Here is an 18,380-nt window from a genome sequence, read left to right on the forward strand (position 1 = left end):
ACACCGCCTTTCGGAATTCTGGAGCGCCAGGAGGCGCTCCCAAGTCGGAGTACAACCGGTGAAACGCACCTATCAACCGAGCAACCTGGTCCGCAAGCGCCGCCACGGCTTCCGTAGCCGTAGCGCCACCGTTGGCGGTCGTCGTGTCCTGGCCAACCGTCGGTCCAAGGGTCGGAAGCGCCTGTCCGCTTAAGAGAGCGGCCGGGAGGCTCGGGAACGGAGTCTCTCCCATGGGATCCATGAGCGAAGAGTCCGGGGAGACATCCTCGATCCATTCGCGCAAGGAGTCCAAGGGAGAGGATCGGCAAGTCGATACAGAAATGCTCCCATCCCAAACGGCTTCCGCGACCCAGTTCGAGTCCTCTTTCGAGGACTCGGAACCGCAGCGGAATGCCCACAAGGGCACAGCCGAGGCGGTACATTCGGAATCAGTTCTGAAAAATCCGAACCCCAAAAAGTCAAATTCGGGTGAAAGCCCCCCGATCGGTCGCTTGAAACAGCGCACCGACTTTTTGCGCGTGGCCGGAAAGCGGAAGAAGTGGGCCGCCCCGGGACTCGTTCTTCAGGTGGCTCCCCAACCCGGCGCGACAGCCCGCCATCCGGCCCCCGATCGGCCGATCCGCGTGGGGTTCACCACCAGTAAAAAAGTGGGGGACGCTGTCGAGCGGAATCGGGCCCGTCGGCGGCTCCGAGCGGCTGTCGACATTGTCTTCCCAGGGGAAGCCCAAACGGGCCGCGATTATGTGGTGATTGGCCGATCGGCCACAGTAACGCGCCCCTTCGACCTGCTTGTGGCCGATCTCCGCGCCGCCTTGAAACGCCTGGGTTCCAGGCGATGACCAAAACGCCTGGGCGGCAGGCGAGGAGCAAAACGCCTGGGTGGCAGGCGAGGATCCTCCTGCGCTGGGCGTCCCGGGGAGTTGGGCTCGTCCTGATGGGACTCATTTACATCTACCGGCTGTTCCTATCGCCCCTGCTGGGCCAAAACTGCCGATACGACCCCACCTGTAGTCGCTACACCCTGGAGGCGATCACCCGACACGGCCCCTTTTGGGGCGTTTGGTTGGGGCTCAGGCGGATTTCGCGTTGCCATCCGTGGGGAGGCATGGGATACGATCCCGTTCCCGAAGACCCCCGGCCCCAACGCTGGAGGTCCCCGCATGCGCCCACGCCGGACGCATCAACGGAGGGGGACATGTCAACGGGGCGCGGGCCAAGTGATCACAGGATCCGCAGTCCGGGCGACCCGGCGGCCAATCAAAGTAGTGGGAAGACGGATTAATGCTGGAACAGCGTAACCTTATCCTCGCCATCGTGCTGTCCATGGCGGTTCTGTTTGGGTTCGAACACTTTTTCGGATCCAAAGCGCCGCCACCAACACAGCAAACGGCAGAGACCAGCGCTGGCGCGCCCTCCGTCGCCGCACCGGGCGCCGCACCGGGCGCTGCACCGGGCACAGCCCCTTCGGCTCCCGGCGGAGCAACGGTGCCGACCGCACCCGGCGCGACCGCTGAACAGGTCGCCACCGAGACTCGGGCCCAAGCGCTGGCCGCCGACACCGATCGGGTCACCATCAACACGCCCAGTCTCAATGGCTCGATCCGGCTGAAGGGCGGCCGCATCGATGATCTGACTCTCGTCACCTACCACGAGACCACGGACCCCACGAGCCCGGAGATCACCCTTCTTTCGCCCACCGGTGCCCCCCACCCCTATTATGCCGAGTTCGGTTGGGTCACCGGGGACAAGAGCGTGAAGGTTCCTGACGCCAATACGGTCTGGACCGCGTCGTCCAAGACTCTCACTGATAAGGCTCCCGTCACCCTGACCTGGGACAACGGCCAGGGACTGAAGTTCACCCGTCGGATTTCCATTGACGCCCACTACATGTTCACCATTGAGCAGATGGTCGAGAACACCTGGGACACCCCCCGGACCCTGTTCCCCTACGGCCTGATCAAGCGGGATGGCGAGCCGAAAACCGTCAACTTCTACATCCTTCACGAAGGTCCTCTCGGCGTGTTTGACGGCACGCTGAAGGAGGAGAAATACAGCGCCGTGAAGGACGATGGCGAAATCAAATACACCACCGAAGGGGGGGGCTGGCTGGGGATCACCGACAAGTACTGGCTGACCGCCCTGGCCATGGACCAGACCATGCCGAGCAACGCCCGGTTCCTTTATGCTCCCAAGGGCACCGAAGACGGCTACCAGACCGATTATACCAGCAGCAAGCCCTATGACGTGTCCCCCGGTAGCATGGTCCAGGTGACCAACCGCTTCTTCGCGGGCGCCAAGGAAGTGGATCTGCTGGACGCCTATACGGACAATTTGGGCATCACCAATTTTGATCTGGCCATCGACTTCGGCTGGTTCTACTTCCTGACCAAGCCCTTCTTCCTGGCCCTGCAGTTTCTGCACGGGATCCTGGGCAACATGGGATTGGCCATTCTGGCCTTCACGGTTTTCCTGAAGGCTTTGTTCTTCCCGCTGGCCAACAAGTCCTACCGGTCCATGTCCAAGATGAAGCTGCTCCAGCCGGAGATGAAAAAGCTTCAGGAGCGTTTCAAGGACGACCGCCAGCGCCTGAACACGGAAATGATGGCCCTGTACAAGAAGGAAAAGGTCAACCCGCTGGCCGGCTGCTTGCCCATCGTCATTCAGATCCCGGTGTTCTTCGCCCTCTACAAGGTGCTGTTCGTTTCCATCGAAATGCGCCACGCGCCGTTCTACGGCTGGATCAAGGATTTGTCGGCGCCCGATCCCACCAATATCTTCACGCTGTTTGGTCTCATTCCCTGGGATCCGCCAAGCATGCTGATGATCGGGATCTGGCCGGTGATTATGGGTATCACCATGTTCCTGCAGCAAAAGCTGAACCCGGCCCCCGCTGATCCGACCCAGGCCAAGATCATGATGTTCCTGCCCTTGATCTTCACCTTCATGCTCGGGCACTTCGCGGCCGGTCTGGTGATTTACTGGAGCTGGAACAATACCCTGTCCATCACCCAGCAGTGGATCATCATGAGGCGCATGGGCGCCAAACCCTAGGTCCGCACGATGAACGAAGCTCCCAAGACTCCAACCATTCCTGACGGTTTGGACGCGGCCTTCCCCGAACAGGGGGAGGCCGCAAAGGCCGTTGAACGGGGCCGCTGGCTGTTCACCCAGTCCTGCAGCTTCCTCAAGGGCTGCGTTGCCCTGACCGGTCTGCCCGAGCACAGCCTGTCGGAAATCGCCTTCGCCGGACGCTCCAACGTGGGCAAGTCGAGTCTGGTGAACGCGCTGACCGGCCGCAAGACCCTGGCCCGGACCTCCAACACCCCGGGCCGCACCCAGGAACTGAACTACTTCCGCCTCGGCCCGGACGAGGCGGACCCGGCCCTGATGATGGTCGACCTGCCCGGCTACGGCTTCGCCCAGGCCCCCAAGGATACGGTGAAGCGCTGGACGCGGCTGATCATGGACTACCTGCGCGGTCGTCCCCAATTGCGCCGGGTCTGCGTTCTCATCGACGCCCGCCATGGCATCAAGGACAATGACCGGGACGTGATGGAGATGCTCGATGCCTCGGCGGTGGTCTATCAGATCGTCCTGACCAAGGCCGACAAGCTGAAGCTGACCGAGCAGGAGGCCATCCTGACCAAAACCCGCGCGGAAGCGGCGAAACACGTCGCCGCCCACCCAGACGTGATCCTGACCAGCAGCCAAACTGGCATGGGTGTGCCCCAACTGCGCGCCCAACTTGCCGACTTGGCCTTGGGTTGGGGCGACCGGTGAGAGACAGCACACACAAAAATCAGCATCGACGGGGAGACCACAGCATGAGCGACACACCCAAGGCCGACTCCACCCTGTCTGCCGAGCCCACCATTGCCGAAGATCCGGACCTCTGGCTGCGCAAGGCCAAGACCCTGTCGGAGGCCCTGCCCTATATGCGCGCCCATGCCGGGCGCACCATCGTGGTGAAATACGGCGGCCATGCCATGGGCGACCCCGAGTTGGCCAAATGCTTCGCCCGGGACGTGGTTTTGCTCAAGCAGGTGGGCATGCACCCGGTCGTTGTCCATGGCGGCGGCCCGCAGATCGCCAAAATGCTGGAGACCCTGCGCATCCAAAGCAGTTTTATCGATGGCTTGCGGGTGACCGATGCGGCCACGGTGGACGTGGTGGAAATGGTCCTGGCCGGATCCATCAACAAGGCCATCGTCACCGAGATCAATCAAGCCGGCGGTTTCGCCGTGGGCCTGTCGGGCAAGGACGGGCGCCTGATCCAGGCCCGCAAGCTGCACCGCACCGTCCGGGACCCCGATTCCAATATCGAGCGGGTGCTCGACCTGGGCTTCGTGGGCGAACCGACGGCGGTCAATCCCCATGTACTCGACCAGTTCCGGGAATCAGATATCATCCCCGTCATCGCCCCCATCGGCATTGGCGAGAACGGCGAGACCTATAACATCAACGCCGACACGGCGGCGGGCGCCGTGGCGGCCCAGATGAAGGCCTCGCGCCTGTTGATGCTCACCGATATCAAGGGCGTTTTGGACAAGGACAAGAACCTGATCCAGGACCTGACCGTGGAGCGGGCCCGCTTGCTGAAGGGCGACGGCACCATCAGCGGCGGTATGATCCCCAAGGTGGAAACCTGCATCGACGCCGTGGAAAAGGGCGTGGAAGCGGCGGTGATCGTGGATGGCCGTGTCCCCCACGCCATCCTGCTGGAGATCTTTACGCCCCGAGGCGCAGGCACTCTGATCCACACGTGATCCCGAGGATGTCGAGACTACAGAGAGCACCGGGACCCCCTCATTCTGGAGAAAGCACGTGACGCAACGGGAGTTCGAGACCTGGGTTTTCGACCTGGACAATACCCTCTATCCGGCGACCGTGGATTTGTTCTCCCAGATCGACATGCGGATGAAGGCCTATATTTCCCAACTTCTGGACCTGCCGCCGGAAGAGGCTTTTCGCCTGCAAAAGCACTATTACAACACCTACGGCACCTCCCTGCGCGGGCTGATGGTGGAGCATCATGTGGATCCAGCGGACTTTCTGGCCCATGTCCACGACATTGACCACGGTGTGTTGTCCCTGGACCCGGAATTGGATGCGGCCCTGTCGCGCATCAAAGGCCGAAAACTGATCTACACCAACGGCAGCGCAAAGCATGCCCAAGACGTGCTGGCGGCCATCGGCCTACACCACCACTTCGAGGCCATTTACGACATCACGGCGGCGGACTTTATCCCCAAGCCCCAACAGCCGAGCTATGACAAGTTCCTGCGGATCCACGGCGTTGACCCAACGGCGGCTATTTTCTTCGAGGATTCCCACAAGAACCTGCTGCCCGCCCATGAGATGGGTATGACCACGGTCTTGGTCCACAACGAGGTCCACTGGTCCTCCCTAGACATCGACCCCACCACCCTTGGCCATTGCCACCACATCACCGACCACCTTGGAAGTTGGCTGAACGGCTGGTTTGACGGACATATTCCCGACAAGGGAGCGGATAGAAGTCCGTCGTTTACCCCTACTCAGACTGACAGCTGATCGGATGCGCCCCTCTCAAAAAGAGTGCACAGCTCAGCCATGCCCAAGCGGCAAGGGTTGAAACCCACACCGCTTGAGATCAGGAAGAGGTACAACCAATTCCACCCGCAATAGATGAAAAATGCCGACCCGCCTTGGGTTTCTACGCTTTTTAACAAGTGCTTTAAGACCGGGTGGAAAAATCGCATCGGGCAAAAACAAGGCGAAATAGACCCAAACAATCGCCACAATCCGGGACCAGATTGATCCTCAGAAAGCTAGAGAGTTCGATTTATTGACCTCCCTGGCCGGACGGTCCGCCCAAGTGCCCCCGGGTGGCTCCGTCCTTCGCGCATCAACGAAAGCGCGAGCGGCTGGCGCCTTCCATTCCCTCCATCACCCCCGGAGCGCCAGCCGCTGTTTCGTTCTCCCTTCCCTTTCTCGCCTCCCGTTCAAAAACGGTTTCCCCCGGCCTTCACCTAGGGTAAACGGGAGCGGTGATGATTGAAACTACCCCTATCTCCAAGCCATCCTTGAGCTCCGCCCCCTTTTCCGGGCGGGATTTGCTCTGCATCCGCGGAGAGCGGGTGGTCTTTGCCGAGTTGTCCTTCGACATCGGTCCAGGGGATGCCTTGCTTTTGCTGGGACCCAATGGGTCTGGCAAGTCCTCCCTCCTGCGCCTCCTTGCCCTCTTGCTGCATCCGGCAATGGGACGGCTGACCTGGAATGGCGAACCGGTGGACAAGAACCCCGAGACCCACGGCGCCCGAACCCGCTACCTGGGCCACCAGGACGCCATCAAACCGGTCCTCTCCCTGCGCGAGAACGTCGCCTTCTGGGCGCGCCTTTATGGCGCCGGAGAGACGCAGGTGGACAAGGCCCTTGAGGCCTTTGGCCTGACGGCCTTGTCCGGTGTGCCGGGACGCATGCTCTCAGCAGGGCAGAAGCGGCGCACGAATCTCGCCCGCCTGCTGGCAGCGCCTGCCCCCCTTTGGCTGCTCGACGAACCGACGACGGCCCTGGACAAGCAATCCATCGCCATTCTGGAAGCCCTGATGGCCGAGCACCGCAGCCGTGGCGGCATGGTGATCCTCTCCACCCACCAGGATGTGGTCCTGCCCGACGCCAAACTTTTGACTCTGGACAGCTTTGCTCCGGATCCCGACCGCCATGGCGGTCTCTTCCTGGAAGACGAACCGTCCATAAAAGATGCACTGGCCATGAAAGACGCGTCGGCATGAGTGTCTTTTTTGCTATTCTTGCGCGGGAATTGCGACTGGCCCTGCGGCAAGGAACCGACAGCCTGATGGTCGTGGCCTTCTTCGTCGTGACCGTCGTCCTGTTTCCCTTCGGTGTGGGGCCGGAAGCCGCGATCCTGGAGCGCATCGCCGCAGGTGTCCTTTGGGTGACTGCCCTGCTTGCCTCCATGCTCTCCCTGGACCGCCTGTTCCAACAGGATTACGAGGACGGGAGCCTGGACCTTCTCACCCGAGCTCCCGCCTCCCTGTCCCTGGTGGTGGCCGCCAAGGTGGCGGCCCACTGGCTGACCTCTGCCCTGCCCCTGATGGCTGCGGCCCCCCTTCTGGCGGTCCTGATGCAGATGCATGGGGACGGTTTCGGAATTCTATTGGCCGCCATGGCGCTGGGAACGCCGACCCTCAGCCTGGTGGGGGGCGTCGGTGCGGCCCTCGTCTTGGGGGCACGACGGGGTGGCGTTCTGGTGTCCCTGTTGATCCTACCTCTCTATGTTCCCGTGCTGATCTTTGGCGTCTCCGCTGTGGATGCTGCGGTCATGGGCTTCGCCTACGACGCCCAATTGAAGGTCCTGGCCGCCATCCTGCTCGTCGCCCTGGTCATTTGCCCCCCAGCCACGGCGCTGGCCCTTCGCCAAGCTCTGGAATAGGGGATCCTGAGCGGACGGAAACACCTCTCCCCGTACCGATCACGACAACGAAAACGGGACGGGGCTAGAGGGAAACGGGATCAGCTTGAGTCAAGCTGGCCCCGTTTCCCTCTAATTATATAGATTTTAGAGTATCTTCGAGATCAAGTTTGGTCGCAAAGCGACCCAACTTGATCTCGGAATACTCTAGAAACGGCGAAAGCCATTGGCTATGGTGGCCGCGCTCATATTAGAGGCTCCTATCCGCGCCAGAGCGGTAGGGCGAGCCGAAGGATGAAACGAGTCCACTCATGCACAAATACGCCAACCCTACGCGCTTTCTCCGCCTGAGCAAGATCCTGGTGCCCTGGTGCGCCGGATTGACCGTCATCCTGCTGATCGCAGGCCTGGGGTGGGGTTTGGTTTTCTCCCCGCCGGACTACCAGCAGGGCGAGACGGTCCGCATCATGTATGTCCATGTTCCCGCAGCCTGGCTGGGCATGTTCGCCTATACCTTCATGGCCTGCGCCTCGGCCGTGGCTCTGATTTGGAAACATCCCCTGGCCGACCTCGCCGCCCGGGCGGCGGCGCCGATCGGCGCGGGCTTCACCCTGCTCTGTCTCGTCACCGGATCCCTCTGGGGCAAGCCCATGTGGGGCACCTGGTGGGTCTGGGACGCCCGCCTGACCTCCATGCTGGTGCTGTTCTTCCTGTATCTTGGCTATATGGCCCTGGCCAATGCGTTCGACGACGTCACCCGGGGCAACCGGGCCGCAGCCATCCTCTGCCTTGTGGGGGCTGTCAACGTGCCCATCATCAAGTTTTCCGTGGATTGGTGGAATACCCTGCATCAGCCTGCCAGCGTGATGAAAATGGGGGGGCCGGCGATCGATCCAGCGATCCTGTGGCCCCTGATCTTGATGGCTCTCTCCTTCCAGTTCTACTTTGCCACCCTCATCCTGTTGCGCATGGAAAGCGGGATCGCCGCTGCCAAGATCCGTGCTTTGAGTGGACTGGAGTCCCGGGCATGAGCGATTTTCTATCGATGGGGGGCTATGGGGCCTATGTCTGGCCCTCCTTTGCGCTGACCGCCTTCATTCTGGTCGGTCTACTCGTCCAGACCTTGGCCGAGCGCAGACGAAATCTCAGGCGGCTGGAGCAATTGCGATCCCTGCGTCGGGGCCGCACCGACTCCTCGGAGTGATACGCAAGCGACAGTACGGCGCGCGCGGGTGGTTCCTGCCCCATTTTTGCCCCAACTTATGGGATAAACCGGAAGCCAGCGGTCGCGCAGAAACAGTCAGGGGGGACCCGGGAGGGGACCTCCGGTTACGGGAGGACACAGGGTGACCCGCAAGAAACGCCGTCTCTATTTCGTGGTTTTAGGCATGCTGGCGCTCGCCGCAGCGGCAGCCCTGACCCTGACCGCCTTTCAGGACAACCTCGTCTTTTTCTACAGCCCCTCCGACATCAAGGAAAAGGGGGTCGAGGAAGGCCGCCGGTTCCGCGTCGGTGGTTTGGTGGAAGAAGGCAGCGTCGTGCGCAACGGCAAAACCGTGGACTTTGTGGTTACGGATCTGGTCAACAGTGTTCCCGTGACCTTCACCGGTATCCTGCCTGACCTGTTTCGCGAGGGGCAAGGCGTGGTTGCCGAAGGGGCCTTGGAATCCGATGGCACCTTCCAGGCCTCCAACGTTCTGGCCAAGCATGACGAAAAATACATGCCTCCCGAAGTGGCCGAGGCCCTGAAGGCCAGCGGTCAATGGAAGGACGGTCCGCCCAAGGGCATGACCGGCGCCCAATAGGGCCATCCCTGCGACGCATTCTCCCTTTTTCCGGACTCAAGGACGCCCCGCTATGATCGCCGAACTTGGACATTTCTGCCTGGTCCTGGCGCTGTTCGTCGCCCTGACCCAGGCCATTGTGCCGATGGTGGGTGCCCACCGGGGCGATGCCGCCTGGATGGGCTTGGCCCGCCCGGCCTCTGCGGTGCTGTTTACCCTGATCGCCCTGGCCTTCCTGGCCCTGATGCATGCCTTCGTCGTCAGCGACTTTTCTGTGATGAACGTCTTCCAGAACAGTCACACCGACAAGCCGATGCTCTACAAGATCTCCGGTGTCTGGGGGAGCCACGAGGGCTCCCTGCTGCTGTGGATCCTGATCCTCTCGGGTTTCGGGCTGGCCGTCGGGCTGGTGGGGGGCAACCTGCCGCCCTCCCTGCGGGCGCGGACCCTGTCGGTCCAGGCCCTGATCATCACCGGCTTCCTGCTGTTCATCCTGTTCACCTCCAACCCCTTCGACCGTATCCCGGACGGGTCCATCCCCCTGAACGGTCGGGGCCTCAACCCCTTGCTGCAGGATCCGGGTCTGGCCTTCCACCCGCCCATGCTCTATGCGGGTTACGTGGGCTTTTCCATGGCGTTTTCCTTCGCCATCGCCGCCCTGATCGAGGGTCGGGTGGACGCCGCCTGGGCCCGCTGGGTGCGTCCCTGGACGCTGGTGGCCTGGATCTTCCTGACCTTCGGCATCGCGCTCGGCAGCTGGTGGGCCTATTACGAACTGGGCTGGGGCGGCTGGTGGTTCTGGGATCCCGTGGAAAACGCCAGCTTTATCCCCTGGCTCTCGGGCACGGCCTTGCTCCATTCGGCCATTGTGGTGGAGAAACGGGACAGCCTGAAGGCCTGGACCATCCTGCTGGCCATCATCACCTTCTCCCTCTCCCTGTTGGGCACCTTCCTGGTGCGCTCGGGTGTGATCACCTCGGTTCATGCCTTCGCCAGCGATCCCACCCGGGGTCTGTTCATCCTGGGTCTGCTGCTGGTCACCGTGGGGGGGTCTTTCACCCTGTTTGCCATCCGCGCACCCATCCTGAAGGGCGGCGGACTCTTCGCCCCCATTTCCCGGGAGGGCGGGCTGCTGATCAACAACCTGTTGATGGCCACGGCCTCGGCCACGGTCCTGTTGGGCACCCTTTATCCCTTGATTGCCGACTCCCTGGACCTGGGCAAGGTCACCGTCGGCGCGCCCTTCTTCAATTCAGTCTTCGTCCCGTTGATGGTGCCGACCATGCTTCTGATGGCCATCGGCCCCCTGCTCGCCTGGAAGCGGGCGGATCTCAAAGGCGCTCTCAACCGGCTTTGGGTAGCCCTTGGCGTCTCGATTGGCGTCTTCGCCGTGACCTTCATGGTCACGGGGGGCGGGCTGGATCAATTGGGCGCGGCCTTCGGCCTAGGTGTGGCCGCCTGGTTGTTTGCCGGAACCCTGGTGGAACTGTCCGAGCGGATCCGCCTGTTCCATGTCCCCTTCCGCGAATCGGCCCGGCGACTGATCAACCTGCCCCGGTCGGCCTGGGGCATGACCCTGGCCCACCTGGGTGTTGCCGTCGTGGCCGTTGGCGCCGTGGGCAACATCGCCTGGAAGCAGGAAATCGTCCAGTCCATGAAACCGGGGGAGAGCCGCGAGATCGCCGGGCACACTTTCACCTTCATGGGGGCCGAGGAAGTCCAAGGCCCCAACTACACGGCCATCCAGGGCACCATGCGCCTTTCCAAGAATGGGGAGGAGATCACCACCCTGTTCCCGGAAAAGCGCACCTACCAGACCCCGCCCATGCCGACAACGGAAGCGGCCATCCACAGCAACGGCGTGAGCGACTATTACGCCGTGGTCGGCGATCCCACGGAGGATGGGGGCTATGTCACCCGGTTCTATTACGAACCCGTCGTTCCCTTCCTGTGGTATGGCGCCCTGATGATGGGTTTGGGTGGTCTCGCCTCGCTGGCGGACCGGCGCCATCGGATCGGAGCCCCCCGCGTCCGAAACGCGAAGGGTCGCTCCTCACACACCACGACCACCCCGGCGCCCGCCGAATAGACTCTGGAGCCTTCTTCCCATGGATACGACGGAAACCCAGGACGGCCCCACGCCGGAAAGCAGTGATGGTCTGCCCAACACCCATGTGCCCCAGGCCAGCCGCCGCTGGTTCTATTTCCTGCCCTTGGCGGTCCTGGCTGTGCTTGCCGTGCTGTTCGCCATGGGTCTGGGCAACGATCCACGCATCCTGCCCTCAGAATTGATCAATCGGCCCCTGCCCGAATTCTCCCTCGACGCCCTACCGGAGCGGGGGAAGCCCCTCACCAGCGAAGACGTGAAGGGCGATGTGACCCTGGTCAACATCTTCGGCTCCTGGTGCGTGGCCTGTTTGCAGGAACATCCGGTCCTGCGCGCCATCTCCCAGGAAGGCTTCGTGAAAATCCACGGCGTTGACTGGCGGGAGAAAAACCCCCGGGATGGTTTGGCTTGGCTGCGCAAGCATGGCGACCCCTATGACCGGGTGGGCCTGGACCCCGACAGCAAACTCGCCATCGACCTGGGGGTGACCGGCGCACCGGAGACCTTCGTCGTCGATGCCCAGGGCATCGTCCGCTACAAATACATCGGTCCCATTACGCCCCAGGCCTGGACCGAGAAGCTCAAGCCCCTGATCGCCGACCTGCGGAAAGGCACCCCATGATCCGCCGCCCCCTGGCTTCCCTTGCTCTGGCCTCCTTTGCTTTGGCCCCCTTTGCTTTGGCCTGTGCCCTGTTCTGGGTGGCTCTGGTCAGCCCGGCGGGTGCCGTCCTGCCAGACGAACAACTAAGCGACCCCGTGCTGGAAGCCCGCGCAAGGGAAATCAGCGCGGGCCTGCGCTGCGTGGTTTGCCAAAGCGAGAACATCGACGGCTCCAATGCCGAGCTGGCCCGGGACATGCGCATCCGCGTCCGGGAATTGCTGGTGGCCGGCAAAACCAACGAAGAGGTCATTCAGTATATGGTTGATCGCTACGGCGATTATGTCCTGATGGATCCCCCTTTCAAGGCCAGCACCTATCTGCTGTGGTTCGGCCCTTTCCTGATCTTGATCCTGGGCGGCATTGGCGTGCGCTCCTTCTATCGGAGCCGAGCCACATCAGCGGCACCACTCCCGGGCGCCGCGGGATCCGACCTTTCAGCCGAAGAACGGCGGCACCTTGAGGATCTTCTGGTGGACTCCACTGAACAGGACAGGGGCCAGGACGAGGACCAAAAAACGGATATCGACGGAAACAGGGACTCCAAGGCATGATTTTCTGGCTGATCGCCATCGCGCTGGCCCTCGCCACTGCGGGATTACTCGCGCGTCCCCTGATGAAGTCCCATGCGAAAGCGGCCCGTCGGGCCGATTACGATATCGCCGTCTACAAGGACCAGCTTTCTGAAATCGACCAGGACCTGGAACGCGGTGTGCTCACCGCCGATCAGGCAGGCGCCGCAAAACTGGAGGTGCAACGCCGGGTCCTCGCCGCAGCCAGCCGGGGCGAGAAGGAAGGCGAACCCCAGGATGCCTCCGTGACGGTTCCCAAGACCGCGCGGACCGTGGTCACCTCCCTGATCCTGCTCATCCCCTTGGCCTCCGTCGCCCTTTACTTGGGCGTCGGTAATCCCGGCATGCCCGACCATCCCTTCGCCCAGCGCATGGCAGACATGGAAGCCCAGCGGCACGCCGCCCTGGAAGAGGCCAATAAGCGTGTGGCCGAGCTGCGCGGCCAATTGGAGAAGGACCCCACCTCCCTCGACACCCGCGTGAGTCTTGCCCGACTGCTGCTCCAGATTGGCAAGACCGACGAAGCCCGTAGCCTGATGACCGAAGCGGTCAAAGCCGCACCCAATGACCCCGCCGTCCAGGCCGAATATGGTCAATTCCTGGTCAGCGCAGCAGATGGGGAGATTGCGGGAGAGGCCCATGCGATCTTCATGCGGGTTCTCACCCTCGACCCAGGCGACCCCCGTGCCCGGTTCTTCCTGGGTCTGGAGCGCCTGCAACTGGGCGATCCGTCGGGTGCACTCGCCATCTGGCGCGACTTGAAAAACGACACCCCCCCAGACGCACCCTGGGCGGAGATGTTAAACGGCCAGATCCGCGACGTGGCCATGGAGGCCGGGATTCCCCCGATCTCCATCAAGCCCGCCCCGCCCACCGCCTTCCCTGCGGACAGCTGGACCGCCGATACGGCAGCCATGGCCCAGGCAGCCCCTGGCCAAGACACCTCTCCGGGAGCGGCCATGAGGGCTGAAGCCGATGCAAAACGTGCGCCCGGGCAGGGCTTCACGGAAGACGAGAAGGCCATGATCACCAATATGGTCGCGGGCCTCCAGGACCGTCTAAAAACCGAAACCGAGGACTTCGACGGCTGGATGATGTTGGGCCGTAGCCTCGCCAACCTGGGTCGCCCAGGGGAGTCCGCAGAAGCCTATGCCAAGGCCGCAGCCCTGCGCCCCGACGACATAACACCCAAGCGCCTCCAGGCCCGCTCCCTGATCGCCCAATCCCAGCTCGACGGGGCGAGCGCACCGCCAGACGCGGTCTACCCGCTGATGGATGCCATCCTTGCCGCCGAGCCCAACGACATGGAGGCCCAATTCTTCGTGGGCCTGCGTGCGGCGAACACCGGCGACGCGGACAAGGCTCGGGCCTTGTGGGGAAAGATGCTGAAACAGCTTCCTGAAGAGGGTCCCCTGCGGGACCAGATCCAACGGCGCCTGGACGCCCTGCCCAAGTGACGAAAGCAGACCGACCGACGCCCCATCCCGAATACTCTAATACCAAGCGGCGCGGGTTGAAACCCACGCCGCTTTTCTTGCGTTCAAATGCCAGGCGGGCTTTTACGCGCCATAAGGCGCGGCGGCCACTTGGCCGCTTCCAAGGTGCGGTGAGGCAAACTCACCGCACCTTGGTATAAAACTTATAGAAGGAGAGTGAAACGGGATCAGCTTGACTCAAGCTGATCCCGTTTCACTCTAGAGCAGGGTACACGACATCCCGTCACGGGACTTTGCTCCGTTCCCCACCGGGGCCGAAAGGCCCCAGACCCCGGGCACTTATTCTTGAAAGAAAAAGGGGAGGGGAGGGGGCATTTGCCCACAAATGGGTTTGGGTAATCGCCCAAAAAAGACGAGACACCGTCGTGGCCTATGAGATTGAATCGGAAGGCACTCTAGACTTCTGTTTAAGTGAGATTTTTCGCAATGAAATTCGGTCGATCAGACCTCATTTCATCGTGACCTAAGGCGCCTTTCCCGTCGCTCGTTTGATCGTCATCCAGGATTCTGTAGGATGGTAGGGTGAAGGACACCGTGGTCCCCATCCCAGGCTCACTCTCCACGTCAAGCGTGGCACCGTGGATCAAAGCCAGATCCTGGGCAAGCGGCAGGCCCAGACCCGTTCCCTCGTGGCGACCGGAGAGGGAGATATCGACTTGGCCAAACCGACTGAGCGCGATGGAGATTTCCTCCTTGCTCATCCCCATACCCGTATCCGAAACTGCCAGGATCAGGGCACCATCTGGTTGGAACCGGCAGGTCAGGGACACCGACCCTCCCTCTGGAGTGAACTTGATTGCATTGGTCAACAGGTTCAAAAGCACCTGTTTGATGCGCCGGGCATCGACACGAATCAGACGATCCTTGGCGTCGCCCAAATCCACACGAGGGATCAATCCCGCCTGTCGGGCCCGGTCAGAAACCAAACGCAGGGCGCTATCCACCACATCAGCCAAGGCGACATCTTCCTCACACAGGGTCAAGCGCCCGGCTTCCAGCGCCGCGACATCAAGGATGTCGTTGATCAAATTGAGCAGGTGTTGCGCGGCCCGGTTAATGTCCTGGACATAGTCACCATAGCGATCGTGCCCCAAGGGACCGAAAAGTTGCTCTCCCATGGCATCGGAAAAGCCGATGATCGCGTTCAAGGGGGTTCTCAATTCGTCGCTCATATTGGCCAGCAATTCAGACTTGGCCCGACTCGCGAGTTCTGCCATGTCCCTGGCCCGCGCCAAGTCCCGTTCGGTGTCCTTTTGCGCGGTGATGTCGGTCTGGATAACCACGAAACGCCTGCAGCCCCCTTCGCTGTCGTGAATCGGCGTCAGCGTCACATTGACCCAGCCATCCCGCCCTTGCGGACCCACGGGCAGATCGCCGCTCCAAGAACGGATTTCGCGAATGGCAGAGGCGACCGTCAAAGCATGCTCTCCCGGAATCAAGGACACGATATTTCGCCCAAGAATTTTGCGTTCCGAGACCTTCCTGACGGAGAGGAAACGTGGATTGGCGTATTCCACCCGCCCCTCTTGGTCCGTGAACAGAACCATGTGGGGGCTTTGCTCAAAGGCTATGGCGAAAGCCTGAAGGTGCCTTTTGACTTCCACATGGTCCCGCGCCTCTTCCTCCAATTCCTGAGTCCGCCGGGCCACCCTTTGCTCCAAGGTGTCCCGCGCTGTGATCAACGCCTGCTCTGCGGCAATCCGATCGGTCACATCCAAGGCCACACCCATAACCACCGTCGCGTCAGAATCCCGGCGCACCACCGTTCCCTGGACCTCCACTTGAAACCGTTCCCCGGTTCGACGCAGCCCCGTGAAGGTATAGCGCGCCACATCGGTAATACCTTGCTCCCGCTCCTCGAACATACGGGCTACGCGCTCGCGGTCCTCCGGGGCGATCAGCATGGCCAAAGTGGAGACCCCGATGACCTCGGACGCCTCATACCCGAACATCCGTGTCATCTCCGGATTGGCATAGGTCACAACCCCATCCCGGATTTCGTAGATCCCTGCCAGGGATTGCTCCACAAGTGCCTTAAACACCATATCTGCAGAGGCCCGCTCCTCAGCCATGCGCTGGAAGACCATCACCAGAACGCCCACTCCCCACAGAAGATGGGTAATCAGTCCCAATGCAACGGAGACCACGACCACGGGGTGCGCCATGAAGGAGGCCGAGGGGTCCCAATTCAACACCCCCATGGCCGCAGTGAGAAGCATCAGCAGGGCGTGCGGAAGGAATGACAGCGCCGCCAAGGATCGCCCGCTTCTATTCTCGTCACCGGCCTCAGGCCAAAGACTCAATATGGTTGCAAGCGCGAAAAACGCGATAACCAACCGCACGATCACAATCCGCGCAGAAATATTCGGATCACCGAGAGTGAACCAAGTAAAAATGGCCAAAAATACCAATAGAATGCAGAATAACAGAAGAAAAGGTGCGGGTTCTTCCTTGTGCACCTTGGCGGCACACCACGCCAGCCCTTGCCCTAAGACCAGAAGGCCGTTGGGTATCAGGACAGAGGCAAGCTCCGGAAGCACACCCCGGGTCAGTAGAAGAAGGATACCCGCCCCCCAACAGCCATGGGCCAACCCCCAGACGGTCAGCGCACGGGACCGAATTCCCCCCTTTCCCAGGATCAAAAAGGCCACAGCCAGTGTCATCGACACCAAAGCCGATGCCATCAAAACCGTCACCATATCGATGTGAACCACATCACCTCTCCCGGCCCCTGATCCGGCCCACTCCATCATCCGGCCGTTCCCTTGCCATTTGACAGAAAATTGCAAATTGCATCGCGCATTGCGACGAGCAGCTCCCCGGAAAGGCTGCCGAGACGCGCTTAATGACCCATGCTGGAAATAGAACGGAAGAACAGACCTACCAAATAGTCTATAAGCGCTAAAAATACGCCGACTTCCGAGCACAATTTGACCGAAAACACTCTTTCCTACGCACGAGGATGCATGAATTTACTGCAATTATTAGACCAAGTGCCGTGGGCTACCGGCTCGTCTGATGTGTCTGTCGATAGGTTGCCACTTGGGCTCGGGCTGCCTCTCGGCTATCGGAGGACATGCTTTCAGACAGGCGTTTCGCCGCCTTGATTGCCTCCTCATGGCCCAGATCCGCAGCCAGAGTAAACCAGACCAGGGCCGCGACCGGATCCGCCTTGGCGGCATCTCCCTGGGCCAAGGCCAGCACGCCGAGCCGGAAGCGGGCCTGAGGTTGCCCCTGGGCTGCAGCCCGGATCAAAAGCGCTTCAGCCCGCTCGGGATCGGGGGCGATGCCATCGCCGGACAAAAGTAGGTCGGCTAAATTCACCATGGCCGGAGCGTACCCCCCGGTCACCGCCTTTTCCAGCCATGTCGCTGCTTCCTTGGGGTCGCGGTCAACACCATCCCCTTCAAGCAGAAGTGCGGCCAAACTGAACTGGGAAACGGCCAAACCCTGCTTGGCTGCCCGGCGGTACCAAATGGCGGCCTGGGTCACGTCCTTGGGCTGTCCCAGGCCAAAATAGGCCATGGCACCCAGGTTGTGTTGGGCCTCCGCATAGCCCTGTTCGGCAGACTTTTGGTACCATTCCAGGGCTTTATTCAGGTTCTGCTCCACACCCCATCCCCGGTCGTAGAGCTTCCCAAATTCCTTTTGGGCGGCCGCATGCCCTGCTTCTGCCGCCGCTTCAAGCCACCGATGGGCCGCCGCGTAGTCCAGATTTACCCCGTCCCCATACATATAGGCCCGCCCCAGACGGTACATGGCCTCTCGCTCTCCGGCATCGGCCAAGGGACGCCAAAGGGCCACTGCCGAGCCAGGATCCCCCGCATCAAGGGCCGCCTGGGCCTGTCGGTAGCGGTCATCGGTGGTCACGGCTTTCGCATAGAGGCCAAAAGCAAAGGTTATTAAAAGCGTAAGGGCAAGAATCGGCAAAAACGGCATTGTGAGGACGCCTGGCAGAGAAGATGTCACGGAATACCGTCACCATACCGGTCCGAGTCGTCAAAGGGAATTAGATTGCTCTCCCCTCGTCTTTCCAATTGACGAAAGCCCAGGAGATCGCCATATTCGCCACCTCGCGCCGGAAGGCTGCGGTGCCCCTGTGGCGGAATCGGTAGACGCGGCAGACTCAAAATCTGTTTCCCTTACGGGAGTGGGAGTTCGAGTCTCCCCGGGGGCACCACCTTCAGGTCCTGGTCAGACGGGACCTGAATTTCCGAACCTTTCCTGTTTCCGAAAACAGACTCTTATCCCCAAGCGATGGTCACCGTCGTTCACCTCTGGCCTTCAGGCCCGGGCATCGTCGGCCTTTCAGGTCCAGTCTGTTTTATGGACCGCTTCGCTGGTCTGTT

At 61.5% G+C, this 18,380-nt stretch carries 18 protein-coding genes and 1 tRNA gene; 17 read left to right on the forward strand and 2 right to left on the reverse strand.

From position 1 onward, the window contains the following. Positions 1 to 58 precede the first annotated feature (58 nt). The 16 genes from rpmH to ccmI all read left to right on the forward strand — a co-directional run bounded on the left by rpmH (position 59) and on the right by ccmI (position 13,992). Positions 59 to 193 carry a 50S ribosomal protein L34 gene (gene rpmH, locus ACLIRY_RS16765; RefSeq protein WP_413206565.1) on the forward strand — a complete coding sequence of 45 codons (135 nt, stop codon included), beginning with the start codon at positions 59 to 61 and terminating at the stop codon, positions 191 to 193. Positions 194 to 491: 298 nt separating this feature from the next. After that, the gene (gene rnpA / locus ACLIRY_RS16770) at positions 492 to 839 is read left to right on the forward strand and encodes a ribonuclease P protein component (RefSeq protein ID WP_413206566.1); all 348 of its coding nucleotides are present in this window, start codon (positions 492 to 494) and stop codon (positions 837 to 839) included. Between the two features lie 95 nt (positions 840 to 934). Beyond that, entirely contained in the window at positions 935 to 1,282 is a 348-nt protein-coding gene (gene yidD / locus ACLIRY_RS16775; protein ID WP_413206567.1) for a membrane protein insertion efficiency factor YidD, read from the forward strand. Next, positions 1,282 to 3,051, forward strand: a complete 1,770-nt coding sequence (yidC, locus tag ACLIRY_RS16780; RefSeq protein ID WP_413206568.1) for a membrane protein insertase YidC — start codon at positions 1,282 to 1,284, stop codon at positions 3,049 to 3,051. The genes yidD and yidC overlap by 1 nt, the downstream gene beginning before the upstream one ends. Positions 3,052 to 3,060: 9 nt before the next feature. Continuing rightward, complete coding sequence (yihA, locus tag ACLIRY_RS16785) at positions 3,061 to 3,780, forward strand: ribosome biogenesis GTP-binding protein YihA/YsxC (protein WP_413206569.1); 720 nt, start codon at positions 3,061 to 3,063, stop codon at positions 3,778 to 3,780. 44 nt (positions 3,781 to 3,824) lie between these two features. Further along, on the forward strand, positions 3,825 to 4,766 hold the full coding sequence (gene argB, locus ACLIRY_RS16790) for an acetylglutamate kinase (RefSeq protein WP_413206570.1): 942 nt from the start codon (positions 3,825 to 3,827) through the stop codon (positions 4,764 to 4,766). 58 nt (positions 4,767 to 4,824) lie between these two features. Further along, positions 4,825 to 5,553, forward strand: a complete 729-nt coding sequence (locus ACLIRY_RS16795) for a pyrimidine 5'-nucleotidase (RefSeq protein ID WP_413206571.1) — start codon at positions 4,825 to 4,827, stop codon at positions 5,551 to 5,553. Between the two features lie 479 nt (positions 5,554 to 6,032). After that, positions 6,033 to 6,773, forward strand: coding sequence for a heme ABC exporter ATP-binding protein CcmA (ccmA, locus tag ACLIRY_RS16800; protein WP_413206572.1), 741 nt, complete (start codon positions 6,033 to 6,035; stop codon positions 6,771 to 6,773). Continuing rightward, on the forward strand, positions 6,770 to 7,435 hold the full coding sequence (gene ccmB, locus ACLIRY_RS16805; protein ID WP_413206573.1) for a heme exporter protein CcmB: 666 nt from the start codon (positions 6,770 to 6,772) through the stop codon (positions 7,433 to 7,435). Before ccmA ends, ccmB begins: the two co-directional genes overlap by 4 nt. A gap of 290 nt (positions 7,436 to 7,725) precedes the next feature. Beyond that, positions 7,726 to 8,445: a heme ABC transporter permease gene (locus ACLIRY_RS16810; RefSeq protein WP_413206574.1), complete on the forward strand. Its 720-nt coding sequence runs from the start codon at positions 7,726 to 7,728 to the stop codon at positions 8,443 to 8,445. Beyond that, the gene (ccmD, locus tag ACLIRY_RS16815; RefSeq protein ID WP_413206575.1) at positions 8,442 to 8,618 is read left to right on the forward strand and encodes a heme exporter protein CcmD; all 177 of its coding nucleotides are present in this window, start codon (positions 8,442 to 8,444) and stop codon (positions 8,616 to 8,618) included. The genes ACLIRY_RS16810 and ccmD overlap by 4 nt, the downstream gene beginning before the upstream one ends. 142 nt (positions 8,619 to 8,760) lie before the next feature. Then, positions 8,761 to 9,219: a cytochrome c maturation protein CcmE gene (ccmE, locus tag ACLIRY_RS16820; RefSeq protein WP_413206576.1), complete on the forward strand. Its 459-nt coding sequence runs from the start codon at positions 8,761 to 8,763 to the stop codon at positions 9,217 to 9,219. 52 nt (positions 9,220 to 9,271) lie between these two features. Then, positions 9,272 to 11,287, forward strand: coding sequence for a heme lyase CcmF/NrfE family subunit (locus ACLIRY_RS16825; protein ID WP_413206577.1), 2,016 nt, complete (start codon positions 9,272 to 9,274; stop codon positions 11,285 to 11,287). 19 nt (positions 11,288 to 11,306) lie between these two features. Next, a complete protein-coding gene (locus ACLIRY_RS16830; RefSeq protein WP_413206578.1) occupies positions 11,307 to 11,927 on the forward strand; it encodes a DsbE family thiol:disulfide interchange protein in 621 nt (206 codons plus the stop codon). Continuing rightward, positions 11,924 to 12,517: a cytochrome c-type biogenesis protein gene (locus tag ACLIRY_RS16835; protein ID WP_413206579.1), complete on the forward strand. Its 594-nt coding sequence runs from the start codon at positions 11,924 to 11,926 to the stop codon at positions 12,515 to 12,517. The genes ACLIRY_RS16830 and ACLIRY_RS16835 overlap by 4 nt, the downstream gene beginning before the upstream one ends. Next, positions 12,514 to 13,992: a c-type cytochrome biogenesis protein CcmI gene (gene ccmI, locus ACLIRY_RS16840; RefSeq protein WP_413206580.1), complete on the forward strand. Its 1,479-nt coding sequence runs from the start codon at positions 12,514 to 12,516 to the stop codon at positions 13,990 to 13,992. The genes ACLIRY_RS16835 and ccmI overlap by 4 nt, the downstream gene beginning before the upstream one ends. A gap of 446 nt (positions 13,993 to 14,438) precedes the next feature. On the opposite strand, the gene ACLIRY_RS16845 is transcribed toward ccmI, so the two are convergent. Both ACLIRY_RS16845 and ACLIRY_RS16850 read right to left on the reverse strand, forming a co-directional pair. After that, positions 14,439 to 16,745: a PAS domain S-box protein gene (locus ACLIRY_RS16845; RefSeq protein WP_413206581.1), complete on the reverse strand. Its 2,307-nt coding sequence runs from the start codon at positions 16,743 to 16,745 to the stop codon at positions 14,439 to 14,441. Positions 16,746 to 17,034: 289 nt separating this feature from the next. After that, a complete protein-coding gene (locus tag ACLIRY_RS16850) occupies positions 17,035 to 17,901 on the reverse strand; it encodes a tetratricopeptide repeat protein (RefSeq protein ID WP_413206582.1) in 867 nt (288 codons plus the stop codon). A gap of 223 nt (positions 17,902 to 18,124) precedes the next feature. Between ACLIRY_RS16850 and ACLIRY_RS16855 the strand changes: the two genes are divergently transcribed. Further along, positions 18,125 to 18,211: transfer RNA gene (locus ACLIRY_RS16855), tRNA-Leu, on the forward strand. Positions 18,212 to 18,380 lie beyond the last annotated feature (169 nt).

The organism is Rhodospirillum sp. A1_3_36, assembly GCF_047263945.1.
Classification (GTDB): Bacteria; Pseudomonadota; Alphaproteobacteria; order Rhodospirillales; family Rhodospirillaceae; genus Rhodospirillum.